This window comes from Hydrogenovibrio kuenenii DSM 12350 (assembly GCF_000526715.1).
GTDB classification, from domain to species: domain Bacteria; phylum Pseudomonadota; class Gammaproteobacteria; order Thiomicrospirales; family Thiomicrospiraceae; genus Hydrogenovibrio; species Hydrogenovibrio kuenenii.
Map to the genome: position 1 here is coordinate 1955995 of NZ_JAGP01000001.1, position 16742 is coordinate 1972736.

The window sequence follows — 16742 nt, forward strand, 5'->3', positions numbered from 1 at the left end:
TTACAACCTGACAGAAATAACTCAAGCCTATGATAAAACACTATCCACTCATCTAAACCATTGCTCACCATATATAAAAATGTAATGGGAATACGACTTTTACAAGCTTGACATAGCTAGTTAAACGCCCCATTATTTCTTCATACTATTCGGAATAGAATAATAAACTTACATAACAGAGGTGTTCATAGTGAGTGAGGGCAGCCAAAATTTTCGCTTGGTTCTGCGTGTGGATGCAGATGGCAACATTACTGAAATTAATCAGGACTACTTAGAATGGACAGGTTATAGCAAGACAGAGGTTATAGGCCAACATATTTCTTTCCTACGAAAGCCATACCCTAAAAGCCTGACCGAAGATATGGCAAAAACACTTCGTTCCGGCAAGCCTTATTACTTTTATGCGCATGAAATCAAGAAGTCCGGTGAAGATTATTGGACAGAAATGAGCTGTTTGCCTTTTATTGAAAATGGTGAATATCAAGGCTACACAACCATCAAACGCATACTTGATAGCGAGGCCATTCCCAAAATACAAAAGACCTACCGCGATCTAGAGAAAGGCATACGACTGATTAAAGAAGGTCAGTTAATCAAAACCTGGAGCTTCCGCATTCTCCGATCGGTAGGGTTATATCATTTTGAAGCTAAAAATCTAATGATATTATTTGCACTAATCTTTGCCGTGGCGAGCGCTTCATTTCTTTATATCAATGAGTTAAATGAAAAGCACAAAGTAAAAAATCAAACACTGGCTAACTACAACAAAAAAACACGCATCACCATACACAACCTATTTGTCAGTAAGAAAAATGTTGGTGAGTCTATTATTACTGGCTTAATGATCAACCCTGATGTTCGTAAAGCCATTGTCAAAAAAGATTTACCGATGCTAACGCATTATTTCAATGCGCTAAAACCCTTCTATGCTAAACATACAACTTTTAAAAACATCAGAATTGATATTACCGATGCAAATGGCGTTTCTTTTTACCGCTCTTGGCATGGGTATGACCAGCATGAAATCAGCGAGAATAATCGTGCTTATATCGTTGAACAAATAAAAAAACCAAAAATTAAAACCGTATTTGAGCTTGGCGAGCACGGTATAGGCTTCCGCACATTAATCCCTGTATTTGATAATGGAGGGCAATATCGTGCCTCGGTTGAGCTTATTCAAGGAACGGGCTCGGTTAGACGCCAACTGCTAAAAGATCGCTTACTATTCACTCCTATTCTAAATAAAGAATTTGTTGCAACTCTAGGTGGGACGATTGGGGGCAATATCAATAACCGTCCTGTTGGCAATGACGGACACTATGTCGTCGGGCATAAGGGGCGCTCTTCTCGCTCTGAAAGCCTGCAAGTCAAAGTATTGAAAGACATGCCTATTTCAGAGTTAATTAAGCGACAAACTTGGTTATATAATGGCTATATACATACCGCCATCCCAATTCAGAATGATGCAGGGAAAATCATCGGTTACTCAATCGTTTCTGAAGATGCGCAGACAATGCACAACGAACTTGAAGGCTTGTATGCGCCAATCGACAAAGGATTTTACATTGCTCTAGGCATGCTTGCTATTGCGATTATTGCCTTTATTAGCTTTGTTGTTTTCTTTATTATTCTACCGCTCAGAAAATCTAAAGACGCCATTCATGAAGCGGTAAAAGACTCAAACCTTTTCTTAAGACTGGATTCATACGGCAATAATGAAGTCGCACAAATGGGCGCGGCTTATAACCAACAAGCGATGCTGACTCAATTTGCTATTTCCGAGACATCCATGTCGTTAAGAGAAATTGAAGAAGGTCATTTGGATCGCCAAATTGACTACCCTTTCCAATCCGATTTCGGGCTTCTGAAAGATTCCGTGAATAACACCACACAAGGGTTAAACAATACTTTCGCCCAAATAGCCCAAGTTATGAACGACCTAAAAAATGGTGAGTTTGACCACGAACACCAAAACAACCTTAAGGGGGCTTACTACCAAGTTGTCGACGACTGCTTAAGTACAATGTCTACTCTTTCTGAAGTGTTTGCCGAAATCACTCGTGTAATGGAAATGGCGAAACGTGGCAACTTTAACGAATCCGTTTCTGTATCAGCACATGGCGACATTGAAAAACTAGCACAAACAATTAATGATTCCATGTCAAGGCTGGATGCTGGTTTTGAAGATATTGTTAAAGCTGCACAACGTATTGCTGCTGGCGACTTTACGCATCCAATCACCAATAATTATGAGTTTGCTATTGATGAAGCCAAGCAGGCAATTAACCAATCTATCGAAGATTTGCGCATGACCATGGCAAACATTACTAATATTGCGCAATCTGTTTCCTCTTCAGTTTCTTCAGTTGCTTCTGGCACTGAATCCTTAAATGAACGTACACAGGAACAAGCCGCTTCACTAGAAGAAACTTCTGCGGCCATGGAGCAAACAGCCTCTCAAGTTCATCACAACATGGAATCAACCCGAGAAGCGGCAACAATTGCCAATCAACAGGTTAGCGCTTTACATAGTGCCAACGCAGTCATGTCGGAAACCCAAACTGCCATGGCAGATATTAAAACGGCATCCGAGCAAATCCAAAACATCACGAGTCTAATTGACAGCATTTCCTTTCAAACCAACTTATTGGCTTTAAATGCTGCTGTTGAAGCGGCAAGAGCTGGTGAACATGGACGTGGTTTTGCTGTGGTAGCGGGCGAAGTAAGAAGCCTTGCAGCTAAATCTGCAGATGCCGCAAAAGAAATCAGTCAACTTATTGAAAAAACGGCTATCGCTATTGATAGCGGTGTCGGCAAAGTAGACTCGGTTAACCAGCAACTGGAACAAATTACCGAAAAAACTGAAGAGTTGCAAAAAGTGGTCAATGACATATCCCAATCATCTTCAGAACAGGCCAAAGGTATTACCGAAGTAAACAATGCCATTTCAAGCATTGATAACATTACGCAACAAAACGCTGCACTGGTAGAAGAAACCTTCTCAACCGTCGAACAAGTTCAGCAAGCATCGGACGACCTTATTGAAAGCATGAAAAAATTCAATATAGGCAATACCAAGTCACTCAACTAGCCTCTACTCAAATCACCCCAGCCTGGCAGGTTTTGTCTTCACAACGCCAAAATCTACCAGGCTGGGTCCGTCCGCTTCATCAACAATCAAAATGAACGTCTTTTGATCAGCATTAATAACGGCATGAGCACGATAAAGCTCAGCATCACGACCCAAAAGGTATCACTAAAGGCAATCATCATCGCTTGACGATTCACTTCGTCAGCTAAGGTTTGAATAGCGGTGGGCGAATTGAGAGTAAGGTTTTGATTGGCCAACCAACGAGTAACCTCGGGATTGTTTGGTGTAATATGCGCACTCAGCCCGACTTGACTCATATGATTACTGTGTGAGAGCACGGTCATGGCAATCGAAATACCAACTGAGCTACCGAGCGTTCTCGCCACATTGTAAATACCGGCAGCTTCACTAGACTGTGATTTTTGTAGGGTTTCATATGCCAAGGTAGACAAAGGAATAAAAATCATTCCCATACCAAATCCCTGAATAACACTTGGTAAAATAAAATTTAACTCGGCAGAATCTAGGCTTTCAACAGTAAAGAGGTAAGTGCCGGAGGCTGCGAAACAGAACCCAACAAAAATCAGTTTTCGTAAATCAACTTTATTAATAAAACGCGAAATCGCAAACATGGCGACTGCTGATGCCAATCCCCTCGGCGCCATCACCATACCTGTAGTCATGGCATCATAATGAAAGAGATTTTCCAACATCAAAGGCTGTAGAGCAATGGTGCCAAACATCCCCAACCCAAAAGCAAACATCATAAAACAAGAAGTAGCGAGATTACGGTCTTTAAGCAAAGCGAGGTTGACGATGCTGTCTTCTCGGTTCCACGATCGAACGACAAAATACATCAACGATAAAAAACTCACTAGAGAAAAGGCTTGAATGGTTAAAGAATCAAACCAGTTATCTTCGTTGCCTCTGTCCAAGACAAACTGCAAACTACCAATCCCCAGCGCCATAAAAAACGCCCCAGTCCAATCGGCTTTTACGCGCTGATTCGGCTCACTTAACAATAAAACCGATGCCAGCACAAAATTCAAAATACCGACAGGCAGATTGATATAAAAAATCCAACGCCAATCCATGTGCGCGGTAATATAGCCACCCAAAGTCGGCCCTAATACCGGAGCAACCATCACGCCGACACCCCACAATGCCATCGCCTTTCCACGCTCTTCTTTCGGAAAGATATCGACCATAATCGATTGCGACAAGGGCACGACAAACGCACCGAACATACCCTGTAATACTCGAAATGCAACCATCTCGGACAAACTGTCCGCCTGACCACACAATCCGGATGAAATCACAAACCCAGCGATACAAATCATCATCAAACGCTTTCGGCCAAACATCCTCACCAAAAATCCGGTGAGCGGAATCATAATCGCTTCAATAACGATATAACTGGTCAACACCCAACTAACCTGGTCAGAAGTCGCCCCCAGAGCGCCCATCATGTGCGGCAAAGCGACATTGACAATGGTCATATCCAACACCACCATAATGGTGGTCAACATGACCGTCACCGTAATCAGACCACGCGAGACCCCCGGTTTGGCAACTGGGTTTTCTTGCTGATGGGTTTGAGGGTTGGTAGCCGTCTCTGAAGTCGACATGGTGACAACTTACTCGCTGATTGATTGAGTCGTTGGTTGAGAGGCGACAGACTGAGTGTCGATAGTGACAGTCGCACTTGATCCAATCCGTAAATGCGACAAGCTTTGCGCCTGATTATCTTTCGGCACAATCTGAATTCTAACCGGAAAACGTTGCGTCACCTTTACCCAGTTTCCTGTCGCGTTTTCAGATGGAATCAACGAGAATGCTACCCCGCTGGCCGGGCTAATCGATTCGACTCGTCCCGTAAACTTTTGATCGGGATACATATCCAAACTGATTGCCACCGATTGACCTAGCTTAATGTGATTCAAATCGGTTTCTTTAAAATTGGCTGACACCCAGTACTCATTGGTGCCAATCATTGGAAACAATTTTTCGCCTACCGCCACATATTTACCTGGACGAACATCTACCTGTCCTAAAAATCCGTCAGCAGGTGCGGTAATCAAAGTATGCGAGATATTTAATTTTGCGGTATCCACAGCCACTTGCGCGGCGGCAATTTGCGCTTGGGCTTGTTGCAGATGTGCTTGAGCAGCGGCAATTTCCGATTCCGCCGCTTCATACTTGGCAACGGCCTCCTTGAGCTTGAAATTGGAGTCGTCTGCTTGCTGTTGCGACGCTAACCCTTTTTTGGTCAGAGACTTAATGCGGTGATAATCCAACAACAAATAGGCTTTTTCATTCATCGCTTCGCGCGCCTGTGCTTGCGCTGTTTTTTCATCTGCCTCTGCTGAAGTGGCCTGAGTTTTCGACAAAGCCACTTGTGCCTGAGCTTGAGATAAGGTTAGCTGATAATGGCTGTCGTCGATTTTCATCAACAACTGTCCTTTCTTGACCTGCTGATAAGAGCGCACCAGCACCTCAGATACAGCCCCTTCAACCTGTGGACTCAAATAGACTCTGTTTGCCTCCACATACGCATCCGAAGTTGAAGGATGGATTGCTCGGTACTGCAACCATGCATAACCACCCGCCACGGCAGCCGAAACCAATAACAAAAGAAATAATAATTTTAAACGTTTCACCATAAATCTCAGAACCCTGAATCAACGATAGGTGCAATAACTAAAAGCCTGTACTATACATCCTTTTATATTGTAAGCCATACTCAAACTTATAGCTTTGCTTTTAGCGCCAACTTCATGACTTAATGAGCAGAAAATCATCCAGCAACAAGCAGCGTCTATATTTTCAGGTGTATAGAAAAGAAAAACCCCGGCAGAACCGGGGCTTAATTAATCAAAGCAACAAGACTTTGACTAAAATGGCAGAGGGTTATTTAAGCTGGAACTACATTTTCCGCTTGAGGCCCTTTTTCACCTTGAGTAACTTCCATCGTTACCGCTTGTCCTTCAACAAGAGTACGACGTCCACCGCCTTGAATTGCTGAAAAGTGTACAAATACATCTTTTCCGCCTTCTTGTTCGATAAACCCAAATCCTTTCTCGTCATTAAACCACTTAACAGTGCCTGAAACTGCTTCTGACATGCTTCTTCCTTTTACTTAAATAAATGATAGTGCTGGAATTCCTAATCTATCTAAGGTTACTCTGAGGAAATACATCCAGTCAGGCAAACATAAAACTTGCCGACACAAAAACCGATAAAAGGCGCATTGACAGAAGTGACTTTTGAAAAAATCAGTTGTTCCAAATAGCTTTTTAACAAAAAAACTCTTAGGAATCAATCCAAAAAACAGCAAAAACACGTTTTTAAGCTTAATCTAGTAATAGCAATGCTTTCCAATACCCTAAGTTTTTTTTATGATAGTCACAATATCTAATAGAGAATACTTACTCATGCCTTATCACAACCCAATCGAATTTGAACATGGAAACGACCAAGCCGTAGGCGTTTTGATTACCAACCTAGGTACACCGGACGCACCTACCAAAGAAGCATTGAAGCCATATCTGAAAGAGTTTTTATTAGATACGCGAGTTGTTGAGCCGCCTCCAGCAAGATGGTTGTGGAAACTGATTCTAAACGGCATTATTTTGAATGCCCGCCCAGCAAAGTCCGCGGAAGCCTATCAGGAAGTCTGGGGGCACTATGGCGAAGGTTCCCCGTTATTGGATATAGGCAAGGCGCAACTGGAAGCCATTGCCAACAAAGTTAGACCTCACTTTAGCGGTCGTGTTGAGTTTGCATTGGGCATGCGCTATGGCAATCCGTCCATTGCATCTGCCTTGGAAAGTCTCGCGGCAAAAGGTTGCACAAAGTTTGTCATACTGCCTTTGTACCCTCAATATGCCGCAGCCACAACAGGCTCGACATTTGATGCTGTGTCAGCAGCCTTACAAAGTTGGCGCTGGGTACCCGACCTGCGCTTTGTTGCCAAATACCATCGACACCACGGTTATATTAAAGCGCTGGCAAATTCTATTCGTGAACACCAAGCAGAACACGGCAAACCCGATTTACTTGTCATGTCATATCACGGCATCCCACAACGTTATTTTGATGGTGGCGACCCTTATCATTGTGAATGTCATGTCACTTCAAGGCTGGTTGCTGAAGAGCTTGGGCTTAGTTCTGATGAATACCGTGTCACCTTCCAATCTTTGTTCGGTAAAGAGGAATGGATCAAACCCTATACCGATGCGACTATGAAAGCTTTACCATCAGAAGGTGTGAAACACGTACAAGTCATCTGCCCTGGGTTTTCTGCCGACTGCTTGGAAACCATCGAAGAAATAGATCAGGAAAATCGAGAATACTTTATGGAAGCTGGTGGAGAAAAATTCAGCTATATTCCAGCGCTCAATTCACGAGAAGACCATACTGACGCGCTAACTGATATTATTCTGACTCAAACATTAGGCTGGCCGGAAAGACAAGGTTTAGACGCCTCTGCTGATGCATTGGAAAGACAAAAAGTAAAAGCCAATGCAGAGAAAATGCAAAACCAGTAGTATTGCATTAACGCATTAATTGCCCTATCTCAATTTTAGAACCCGTTGAAGTTGGGCTATTCATCAAGAAGTCTACAGCTTGCCAAATCGATTCCATACCTGCGGGTTTTGGAATCGCACTTTCATCTAAACGTTTTTGTTTATAGTCTTCCGAATCCCCTTCATTAAAACAAACCAACCCTGGTGCTATCGTATTCACTTTTACGTCAGGTGCAAACGCTCTGGCATGAGATAACATCAAAGATTCCAATGCCGCTTTACTGCTTAAATAACCGGCATAGTCCGCTTTACCTTCCGAAGTGCGGCAATCAGACAAGGCAATAATATCTTTTTGTTCGCAAGAACTGGCTTGCAACAGCGGCAAACAAACTTGGTTTAACTGATAAGGTGTATGGACATGGACATCAAACATCGCTTGCATCAATTCCGGTTTTTGTAAGACAAGCTGCTCATCAATCCAAAGCGAAGCATTGTGAATGACAGCACGTAAACTCTGAACTTTTTCAGTCAAAACAGAACAACAATCGTGAACAGCGTTAGGATGCGTAAAATCAACTTGAATTCCCAAAGCACCGGCAGACTTCAGCTCTTCTACTGCTGGGCGCTCTGTGCGATAGGTAAAGATCACGGGATAATCGGTTTCATCTAAAAAGCGCTGCGCCAAAAAGCGTCCAATCCGCTGTCCAGCACCCGTAATCAACACCGCATTCTCTAGTTTGTCTCCAAGCATTTTTTGCTTTGTCCTTATTGGTGATTTGTTATTAAGTTTTGACTACTTTTATCGTTTGCACAACCGTTTCAATATGGTAAGCTGACTCGATAAAAATAATCATATCAGGATATTAGGAATGACGGAAACACCTAATCAAAATAACCAAGAACAAGATAAAGAAACGACAACATCAGCTATTGAACAACCTACAACCGATTCGACACTTGAAGCCGTTGATGAGGAACAAGAGCGCTATGACCTAGCGATGCTAGAAGCCTTTATACAAAAACCTTCTAAAATAACTTATTATCAGAATGCATTAGATAAAATGATGACAACAGGTACACCGAACCTTCAATGGAACTGGAGTTGGTGGAGTTTTTTTGGCGGCTGGGCATATTTACTCTACCGCAAAGCCTATTTGCCTGCATTCATCACATTTATTGTCACCTCAACCATCAGCTTTCTTCCTTTTGGCGGCATCATCAGCATGGTTGTTTTAGGCGGCATAGGCCCTTATTTTATAATCAAACGTTACGCCACCCTAAAGCAGCAAGTAGAAAACCGCTATGAAACAGAAGAAGATCGGTTTGAAGCGATGGAAAAAGTAGGCGGTTTCCATACCTGGGTCGCTTGGGCGGCACTTATTGTCTACGCCGTTGTATTTTTAATGGTTGTATCCATTGCTTTGACAGGCACACACCACTAAAAAAATCTACGCAAGTTCTTCATGCGGCTTGGCTTTTAACACCAATGCCGCAGCCAATATCACGAAAATAGACGACACAATTAAACTGGCCTCCATGCCTGCAAACTGATAGGTCAAACCTGACAGCAAAGTCCCGACTAAACGCCCTCCGGCATTCGCCATATAATAAAAACCAACATCTTTTGATGCGCCATCTTCATCAGCAAAAGACACGATTAAATAAGAATGCACCGCTGAGTTCAGCGCAAACACTACGCCAAAAATCATCAAGCCGACAACAATCACTGTTTGTGGATGCCAAGACAATAAAAACACCATTACAATTGGAATCAATGCCAAAACCACTGCAAGCTTCATTGCGGTTAAAGAAGTCGGCTTATGTTGACCCGCCTCTATGTTTTTGCCTTTTTTCAGGCCCGTTAATTTTGGTGTTATCGCCTGCACAAAACCATAACCAATCACCCATGCCGCCATAAATGTTCCCACCGCCATAAACGACCAACCGAGAACAGATTCCAAAAACACAGGTAGCGCCACCACAAACCAAATATCTCGTGCACCAAATAAAAAGAAGCGTGCCGCAGACAACCAGTTGATGGCTTGTGACTTGGAAAAAATCTCACTGAACTTAGACTTGCCTTTCGCTTTACCAAGCGACTTATCCAATAGGAAAATGGATAAAATCAAAGGCAAAATAATGATAGCGACCAAAACATAGAGTGCATTGGTGAATCCAATACCCTCCAATAGAGCTGCGCCTATGAAAAAGCCAACGCCTTTTAACGCATTCTTTGACCCTGTCAGCAACGCTACCCAGGAATACAACTGCCCACTGGCATCAGATGCCAAGCTTTTGATCGAGCTCTTTGCAGACATCTTGTTTAAATCTTTGGCAATACCGGATAATGCTTGAGCTGCCATTACATAAGCCACCGTTAAGTAGCTGACATCAACCGTGAGCATTAACAACGCAACTACTTGCAATACTAGGCCAAGATTCATCGTGACATTAAGACCTAATCTTGCGCCCAGCCAGCCGCCAATCAGGTTAGTAACAACACCGAAAAATTCGTATAAAAGGAAAAGTAAGGCAATATCAAATGGAGAATAACCGAGTTGATTGAAGTAAAGCAACACCAACATACGGATTGCACCATCTGTCAGGGTAAATGCCCAGTAGTTGGTTGTCACCAAACCATATTGCTGCAGTGCAGAGAGTCGAATCATAAGGTCATCCAAAATCTACCAGGCTGGGACTTTGGCACGCCTGACCCAGCCTGGCAGATTTTATTGGTTTACACGAAAATTAGTGGACTGAAGCGTTCAGCTGCCCGGCTTTTACTGCTAGTTCCATCATGCGAAGCACGTAACCGATTTCATTATCGTACCAAGCAAGTAACTTTACTTGTGTACCGCTAACTACCATTGTTGATGGTGCATCAATCACCGATGAACAAGGTTCACCTTCAAAATCAACTGAAACCAACGGACGTTCTTCAAAACCTAAAATACCTTGCAAATAGGTTTCAGACGCGTCTTTTAATAAAGCATTTACTTCTTCTACCGAAGTTTCACGCTCCATTTCCAATACCAAATCCGTTAGGGATGCATTCATAAAAGGCACCCGCACGGCAATACCATTTAAACGACCATTCAACTCTGGAAAAATCGTTCCGATGGCTTTTGCTGAACCTGTCGTCGTCGGGATCAGAGATTCAAACGATGCTCTTGCACGACGCAAATCAGCATGACCATGGTCGACCACTTTTTGCGTATTGGTGCGGTCATGCATAGTGGTAATCATGCCATGCTTGATACCGAGCTTTTCGTGCATGACTTTAATCACGGGCGCAATACAGTTGGTGGTACAAGAAGCAGAGGTAATAATTGGATCTGCACCGGCAACAAACACGTCATCATTAATCCCCATGACGATGTTCTTAATCCCCTCTTTCATCGGTGCTGCCACAATCACTTGCTTAATGCCTTGATGCATATAAGACTGCAATGCTTCTTTGGTGCGGAATTTACCTGTGGCTTCAATCACCACATCCACATTCAAAGCAGCCCAGTCGGTATCTGCAATAGCAGCATTGCTTGAATAAGAGATAACCTGTTCTTCAATACAGATCATATTATTTTCGGTATCTGCAGACACTTCATGATGCCAGCGTCCATGCGCAGAATCAAAGTGAAGTAAATGCGCAGAACCAACCACATCCGTTGCGATTTCATTGATATGAACGAACTCGACATGAGGCCAATCAAAAGCTTCTCTTAATGCCAAACGCCCCATTCTTCCAAATCCATTAATGGCAACACGAACTTTTTTCATCTTTTATCCTTAATTAAAAATGACTATGCGTCGTCAGCATCATCTAAAGCAGCAATTTCTTGCAAATGCTGTTGTAACTTCAAATGCTCTAACTTCTCGACAGGCAGTTCGGCAAACAGACGAATACGATTTTCCAAATAACGCAACGCATCTTTAAAAGGCTTCACATCATCACTACCAGCAACTACAGGGTCTTCAATTCCCCAGTGAGCCAGCGCAGGGTGTCCCGGCCAAGTTGGGCAAACTTCGCCCTTCGCCGAGTCACAAACGGTAATAATCAAATCCATATGCGGTGCACCTGGTTGAGAAAATTCATCCCAACTTTTCGAACGCAACCCTTCTGTCTGAAGTTGTGCATTATTTAACAGCTCTAACGCTATCGGATTCACTTTTCCCGCTGGTTTACTTCCCGCACTATAAGCCTTAAAGCGTCCATCGGAACAATTGTTCAATAACACTTCCGCCATAATGCTACGTGCCGAATTTCCGGTACATAAAAATAAAACGTTAAACATCTCAATCTCCCACAACAAAACCTATACATTCCATCAATATTAAATGACGAAAATATGAAAGTCTGATGACATTTTATTTTTTAGGCGCTTGCTCAAGCCAGTCTTGGATTTTCTCTTTTGATGGGATGCTGCCAGAGTGAATCACTTCTTCGCTAATAACAACGGCTGGCGTTGACATTACGCCGTATTCCAAAATTTTAGCGACATCATGAACAGCAACCACATTCACAGCAACACCCATTTCTTGCGCAACAGTTTCAATACGTTTAATGGTGCTTTCGCAGTTTGCACAACCTGAACCTAAAACCTTGATGACCATTCCTTCTTCTGAAGAACCACAACAGGTGCCCTCAGCATTGTCCGAACAACATGACTCTTCTTTTGTATCTGAACAACAAGCATCATCCTTTGTATCCGAACAACAAGACGATTCTGTCTTTTTAGGTTCAGCACTTGATGATGAACAACTTCCGCCAGGACAACATTCACCAGATTTAGAAAACTTCCCTATCAAGTTGCTTGGGCACCATCCTGTAAAAGTGGCTTGCAATCCCATGAAAGCAGCGAACATACTCAACCATAACCAATTCATCTGGAACAAATTAACTTGTCCATATACATGCGCCAAAATAATCGACAACAGAATCATCGAAGTCATCATACGAACCATTAAATTATCTTTCATGCCTTTAACTCCTAAGTAAAACTAAGCAAACAAAAAATTAAATAAATAACCAACCAATATAAAAGCGACACTCAATACGCCAACAAATGCAGCCAATGCAGGCCAACGAATCACTTTTCTTAAAATCAATAATTCAGGTAATGACAAAGCAGCAATACTCATCATCAATGCCAAACTGGTACCAATCGGCACGCCTTTATTCAGCATAGCTTCAACAATAGGTACCACGCCTGTTGCATTAGAATAAAGAGGCACACCTAGCAATACTGCCGCAGGCACAGACCACCAGTTTGAACTACCGCTCAAATAAGTTGTTACCCACTCTTGCGGAACATAGCCATGGAATAAAGCACCAAGCCCTACCCCGACAACGATCCACTTCCAAATTCGGTTTACGATTGTTTTTACTTCTTCACGGGCAAACTGATGACGCTGCGTCCAAGTCATTTTTTCATTCATCGCACCCTTTGCTGAGCCGTGGCTTTTCAATTCCCACACATAAGATTCTACCCAGCGCTCAGGCTTAAACCACTCAAGTACAATAGAACCTATATAGGCTACGACTAAACCAGCAGCTACATAAAGCAACGTGACTTTCCAACCCAAAATACTCCAGAGCAATACTACTGCGACTTCATTAATCATTGGGCTGGCAATTAGAAACGCAAAGGTAATCCCCATCGGAATTCTTGCTTCCACAAAACCAACAAACAAGGGAACTGATGAACAAGAACAAAAAGGTGTCACACTACCCAGCGTAATTGCCAAACTTCTGGCCACCCATTTAGCTCTGCCCTGCACTTTATCTCGAATCCACTCGGTTGAAACAAATGCTCTAAATAAGCCAATGACATAAATAATCACCACCAGCATGAAAAATATCTTCAAAAGATCCATTACAAAAAAGTGTAAGGAATCTGCTGCTTGCGTATGCTCAGTCATAGATAAGACTTGATACACGAAAAAATTTGCAATTTGATCAAACATATTTAATCTCTGTTAATATAAGAAACAATAGTGTTAAATCCATAATATCCGTTTATACGGATATATTCAAATAAATATTTAACATCATCACAAAATTGTCACATTTAAAGCGGAGTCACCATGACGAGTATTGAAGCCTATAGCCAGTTTTTTAAAGCTTTGAGCGAACCTATGCGCTTACGTATTCTCTACTTATTACTTAACAGAGAAGACCTTTGTGTTTGTGATTTTGTCACTGTCATGCAAGCTGGACAAAGTCTTATCTCAAGACACTTGGCCTATTTAAAAAACGCCGGTTGGGTTAAATCTCATCGCCAAGGTACTTGGATGCATTATCAAATTGAAACCACTAACCTACCGATGACTTATCTGGAAACCCTAAAAGAACAACTTAGCCAGATTGAAACTTGCCAACAAGACCTTACATCGCTTGAGACTTACGAAACGCAAGAAAGACAATGTAATATCTAAAAATACCGCGTAAAATGATAATAGTAGAAAGTGGCACAAAACCAAATTAGATTAGAAAACACTTATTAATTCCATAAAATCGTTTTATAATACCCTGCTCTGAATTTCAAAGAAATGGACAAGTCTATGCGAACCCGAAATTTTGATGTTGTTATAGTTGGTGGCGGTATCACAGGTACAGCCCTGAGCTACCTTCTAGCAAAATATACCGACATCAAAAACATCTGCATTTTGGAAAAGTACGGTAATATCGCTGCTTTAAATTCTAATGCCACCAGCAACAGCCAAACCTTGCATTGCGGTGACATTGAGACCAACTACACCCTTGAAAAAGCTGTGCAAGTTAAGCACACAGCTAACATGCTGGTACGTTATTCAGAGCAAGTCGACAAAAACGATTTCATCTTTAAGTTTCCAAAAATGATTCTAGCGGTTGGTGACGAAGAGTGTGAGCGCTTAGAAAAACGTCACGAAGAGTTCAAAGAAGCCTTTCCATACATGGAGCTTTGGGACTTTGATCGTATTGCTGAAGTTGAGCCATCAGTTGCCTATAAAGATGGCAAACCTCGCCCTGAAAAAATTCTAGCCAGCGGTTGTACGGATGAATACTCTGCCGTCAACTACGGCAACCTATCACGTTCTTTTATCGACAGCGCGCGTAAAGCTGGTAAAGACGTTCAAGTTTATCTGAGCACAGAAGTAGAGCGTATCGTTGAAGTAGAACACGACCACTACGAATGCCAAACAGCGCAAGGCACTTTTAACGCGCGCTTTGTCGTTGTTTCTGCTGGCGCGCACAGCTTACTGCTTGCAAACCAACTGGGTCACGGCATGGATTTGTCTATTTTGCCAATGGCAGGTAGCTTCTATTTCACGCCAAAAACCCTAAACGGTAAAGTCTATACCATGCAAAACGACAAATTACCGTTCGCAGCCATTCACGGCGATCCAGACCTAACCGCACCAGACAAAACTCGCTTGGGGCCAACAGCCTTAATGCTTCCAAAACTGGAGCGCTATACTGGTGGCACCTACCTTGATTTCTGGCGTAGCTTAAAATTAGATGGCAAGGTTCTAAAAGTTTTCTGGGACTTAATGCGTGACAGCACCATTCGTAACTATGTACTTAAGAACTTCTTGTTTGAAGTGCCTTGGTTGAACAAACGCCTGTTCGTCAAAGATGCGCAAAAAATCCTACCTGATTTGAAAGCACCAGACATTTGCTATGCTGATGGTTATGGTGGTGTTCGCCCTCAGGTTATTGATAAAACAACCAGAGAGCTTAAGCTAGGCGAGGCCAGCATTGTTCCTGAAAATGATCACATTATTTTCAATATGACACCATCACCAGGCGCAACCACTTGTTTGGGTAATGCCTATCGCGATGCAAAAATCATCTGCGAACGTTTAGGCGTTCCAATGAAACGTGAACAATTGATCAACGACTTGCTAGATGGTGAAGACCTCTAAGCAATCTCCCACAAACACCAAGTGTCCGGTAAACCTCATTACCGGACTACTCGGGAGTGGCAAAACCACTTTTATTCAACACCTCCTTAAGACAAAACCTCAAAATGAAACCTGGGGATTGTTAATCAATGACTTCGGCGAAATCGGTATTGATGCCGCCACCTTACAAACCTCAGAAACCAACTCGCAACCAATTGTAGAAGTATCCGGAGGCTGTCTTTGCTGCACCGCATTTCATGGCTACCAGCAAGCACTCTCAACACTATTGTCACAAAACGTTGACCGCATTCTCATTGAACCCACTGGCTTGGGACATCCTGCCAAAATCATCGACCTTTTAAAACAACCGCCCTTTAATGAACAACTCTTCATTTCTGGTATTATCAGCGTCGCAACAGCACAGCAACTTACACCCGATCGCTGGCAAAAATCCGCCATTATGCGCGATATCGTTACCCTTGCCGACACACTCATTGTCAACAAAACCGACTTAGCATCTCAAGCAGAATTAGAGGCTACCAAAGCCCTTTTAGCCAACATCTACCCACCAAAAGAAAAGGTGACATTCTGCTCTCTGAAAAGCCAGACCAATGCCATCACCCCCAGCCTGGTAGATTTTAAACAAACCAAACAACCTTTTTACCTGCTAGCAGGATTGGAAGAGCACGCGCAACAAACAGCCGGCACTGCACAGCCATTCTCCTCATCTCTCCCCTTATGTACTCGTTCAGAAATGCGTATCGGCAACACCAGCACTATTGGATGGATATTTGATTCAACACTACAATTTCACCGCACGCGATTTCTTGCCTGGTTAGACGCGCTGGTATCAAATAAATCTCATCAATTATTACGCGCAAAAGGGCTGATTAAAACTGGAAACGAATGGCAGCAACTCAATTGGGTGGATGATAACGCACAGCTAAGTGACATTGCCTGGCGTCAAGACAGCCGCCTGGAGCTTATTTTCAATGCACCACTTACACCACAAGATATTACCCGTTTAGAGACCAACTTATCAAAAGCCCTTTTTACTCGACATCAAACATCTTAATAACCAACCAATTAGGTCAGGAATTATTTTATATTTAATGCTATAATGCACCGCTTACTGTCAGCGCAATTAACCCAAACCCTTATACAATAGGCGTTCTAGGTGCTGACTTACTTACTCAACGTTTGAAAAAACACGATCCCCTCAATCAAAAAGGGGCTCA

General features: G+C 42.7%; 15 protein-coding genes. 6 read left to right on the forward strand and 9 right to left on the reverse strand.

Features of this window, described 5'->3' with window-relative positions:
• Positions 1–190 precede the first annotated feature (190 nt).
• Positions 191–3091, forward strand: a complete 2901-nt coding sequence (locus N745_RS0109250; protein WP_024851843.1) for a methyl-accepting chemotaxis protein — start codon at positions 191–193, stop codon at positions 3089–3091.
• A gap of 86 nt (positions 3092–3177) precedes the next feature.
• Here N745_RS0109250 and N745_RS0109255 read toward each other — a convergent pair whose 3' ends face one another.
• The 3 genes from N745_RS0109255 to N745_RS0109265 form a co-directional block, all read right to left on the reverse strand.
• Complete coding sequence (locus N745_RS0109255; protein WP_084657343.1) at positions 3178–4719, reverse strand: DHA2 family efflux MFS transporter permease subunit; 1542 nt, start codon at positions 4717–4719, stop codon at positions 3178–3180.
• A 9-nt stretch (positions 4720–4728) separates the two neighbouring features.
• Entirely contained in the window at positions 4729–5754 is a 1026-nt protein-coding gene (locus tag N745_RS0109260) for an HlyD family secretion protein (RefSeq protein WP_024851845.1), read from the reverse strand.
• A gap of 251 nt (positions 5755–6005) precedes the next feature.
• Positions 6006–6215 carry a cold-shock protein gene (locus tag N745_RS0109265; protein WP_024851846.1) on the reverse strand — a complete coding sequence of 70 codons (210 nt, stop codon included), beginning with the start codon at positions 6213–6215 and terminating at the stop codon, positions 6006–6008.
• Positions 6216–6489: 274 nt separating this feature from the next.
• Between N745_RS0109265 and hemH the strand changes: the two genes are divergently transcribed.
• Positions 6490–7641 carry a ferrochelatase gene (gene hemH, locus N745_RS0109270; protein WP_245595678.1) on the forward strand — a complete coding sequence of 384 codons (1152 nt, stop codon included), beginning with the start codon at positions 6490–6492 and terminating at the stop codon, positions 7639–7641.
• Between the two features lie 7 nt (positions 7642–7648).
• On the opposite strand, the gene folM is transcribed toward hemH, so the two are convergent.
• Positions 7649–8371, reverse strand: coding sequence for a dihydromonapterin reductase (gene folM, locus N745_RS0109275; protein WP_024851848.1), 723 nt, complete (start codon positions 8369–8371; stop codon positions 7649–7651).
• A gap of 118 nt (positions 8372–8489) precedes the next feature.
• On the opposite strand from folM, the gene N745_RS12345 reads away from it, so the two are divergent.
• A complete protein-coding gene (locus tag N745_RS12345) occupies positions 8490–9062 on the forward strand; it encodes a DUF2628 domain-containing protein (protein WP_024851849.1) in 573 nt (190 codons plus the stop codon).
• A 6-nt stretch (positions 9063–9068) separates the two neighbouring features.
• Here the strand turns inward: N745_RS12345 and arsJ are convergent, their stop codons facing one another.
• The 5 genes from arsJ to N745_RS0109305 all read right to left on the reverse strand — a co-directional run bounded on the left by arsJ (position 9069) and on the right by N745_RS0109305 (position 13584).
• Entirely contained in the window at positions 9069–10289 is a 1221-nt protein-coding gene (gene arsJ / locus N745_RS0109285; protein ID WP_024851850.1) for an organoarsenical effux MFS transporter ArsJ, read from the reverse strand.
• A gap of 79 nt (positions 10290–10368) precedes the next feature.
• Entirely contained in the window at positions 10369–11397 is a 1029-nt protein-coding gene (locus tag N745_RS0109290) for an ArsJ-associated glyceraldehyde-3-phosphate dehydrogenase (RefSeq protein WP_024851851.1), read from the reverse strand.
• A 23-nt stretch (positions 11398–11420) separates the two neighbouring features.
• Positions 11421–11912, reverse strand: coding sequence for an arsenate reductase ArsC (locus N745_RS0109295; RefSeq protein WP_024851852.1), 492 nt, complete (start codon positions 11910–11912; stop codon positions 11421–11423).
• A 73-nt stretch (positions 11913–11985) separates the two neighbouring features.
• The gene (locus tag N745_RS12520; protein WP_024851853.1) at positions 11986–12597 is read right to left on the reverse strand and encodes a thioredoxin family protein; all 612 of its coding nucleotides are present in this window, start codon (positions 12595–12597) and stop codon (positions 11986–11988) included.
• Between the two features lie 21 nt (positions 12598–12618).
• Positions 12619–13584, reverse strand: coding sequence for a permease (locus N745_RS0109305; RefSeq protein ID WP_024851854.1), 966 nt, complete (start codon positions 13582–13584; stop codon positions 12619–12621).
• Between the two features lie 120 nt (positions 13585–13704).
• Between N745_RS0109305 and N745_RS0109310 the strand changes: the two genes are divergently transcribed.
• The 3 genes from N745_RS0109310 (at position 13705) to N745_RS12350 (ending at position 16579) form a co-directional block, all read left to right on the forward strand.
• A complete protein-coding gene (locus tag N745_RS0109310; RefSeq protein WP_051453396.1) occupies positions 13705–14055 on the forward strand; it encodes an ArsR/SmtB family transcription factor in 351 nt (116 codons plus the stop codon).
• Between the two features lie 126 nt (positions 14056–14181).
• A complete protein-coding gene (locus N745_RS0109315) occupies positions 14182–15525 on the forward strand; it encodes an FAD-dependent oxidoreductase (RefSeq protein WP_024851856.1) in 1344 nt (447 codons plus the stop codon).
• Positions 15509–16579 carry a CobW family GTP-binding protein gene (locus N745_RS12350; protein WP_024851857.1) on the forward strand — a complete coding sequence of 357 codons (1071 nt, stop codon included), beginning with the start codon at positions 15509–15511 and terminating at the stop codon, positions 16577–16579. Before N745_RS0109315 ends, N745_RS12350 begins: the two co-directional genes overlap by 17 nt.
• Positions 16580–16742: the final 163 nt, after the last annotated feature.

Coding starts and splice junctions, on each gene's coding strand:
- N745_RS0109255 (WP_084657343.1), bottom strand. CDS start 4,719: ATGTCGACTTCAGAGACGGCTACCAACCCTCAAACCCATCAGCAAGAA.
- N745_RS0109260 (WP_024851845.1), bottom strand. CDS start 5,754: ATGGTGAAACGTTTAAAATTATTATTTCTTTTGTTATTGGTTTCGGCT.
- N745_RS0109265 (WP_024851846.1), bottom strand. CDS start 6,215: ATGTCAGAAGCAGTTTCAGGCACTGTTAAGTGGTTTAATGACGAGAAA.
- hemH (WP_245595678.1), top strand. CDS start 6,490: ATGATAGTCACAATATCTAATAGAGAATACTTACTCATGCCTTATCAC.
- folM (WP_024851848.1), bottom strand. CDS start 8,371: ATGCTTGGAGACAAACTAGAGAATGCGGTGTTGATTACGGGTGCTGGA.
- N745_RS12345 (WP_024851849.1), top strand. CDS start 8,490: ATGACGGAAACACCTAATCAAAATAACCAAGAACAAGATAAAGAAACG.
- arsJ (WP_024851850.1), bottom strand. CDS start 10,289: ATGATTCGACTCTCTGCACTGCAGCAATATGGTTTGGTGACAACCAAC.
- N745_RS0109290 (WP_024851851.1), bottom strand. CDS start 11,397: ATGAAAAAAGTTCGTGTTGCCATTAATGGATTTGGAAGAATGGGGCGT.
- N745_RS0109295 (WP_024851852.1), bottom strand. CDS start 11,912: ATGTTTAACGTTTTATTTTTATGTACCGGAAATTCGGCACGTAGCATT.
- N745_RS12520 (WP_024851853.1), bottom strand. CDS start 12,597: ATGAAAGATAATTTAATGGTTCGTATGATGACTTCGATGATTCTGTTG.
- N745_RS0109305 (WP_024851854.1), bottom strand. CDS start 13,584: ATGTTTGATCAAATTGCAAATTTTTTCGTGTATCAAGTCTTATCTATG.
- N745_RS0109310 (WP_051453396.1), top strand. CDS start 13,705: ATGACGAGTATTGAAGCCTATAGCCAGTTTTTTAAAGCTTTGAGCGAA.
- N745_RS0109315 (WP_024851856.1), top strand. CDS start 14,182: ATGCGAACCCGAAATTTTGATGTTGTTATAGTTGGTGGCGGTATCACA.
- N745_RS12350 (WP_024851857.1), top strand. CDS start 15,509: ATGGTGAAGACCTCTAAGCAATCTCCCACAAACACCAAGTGTCCGGTA.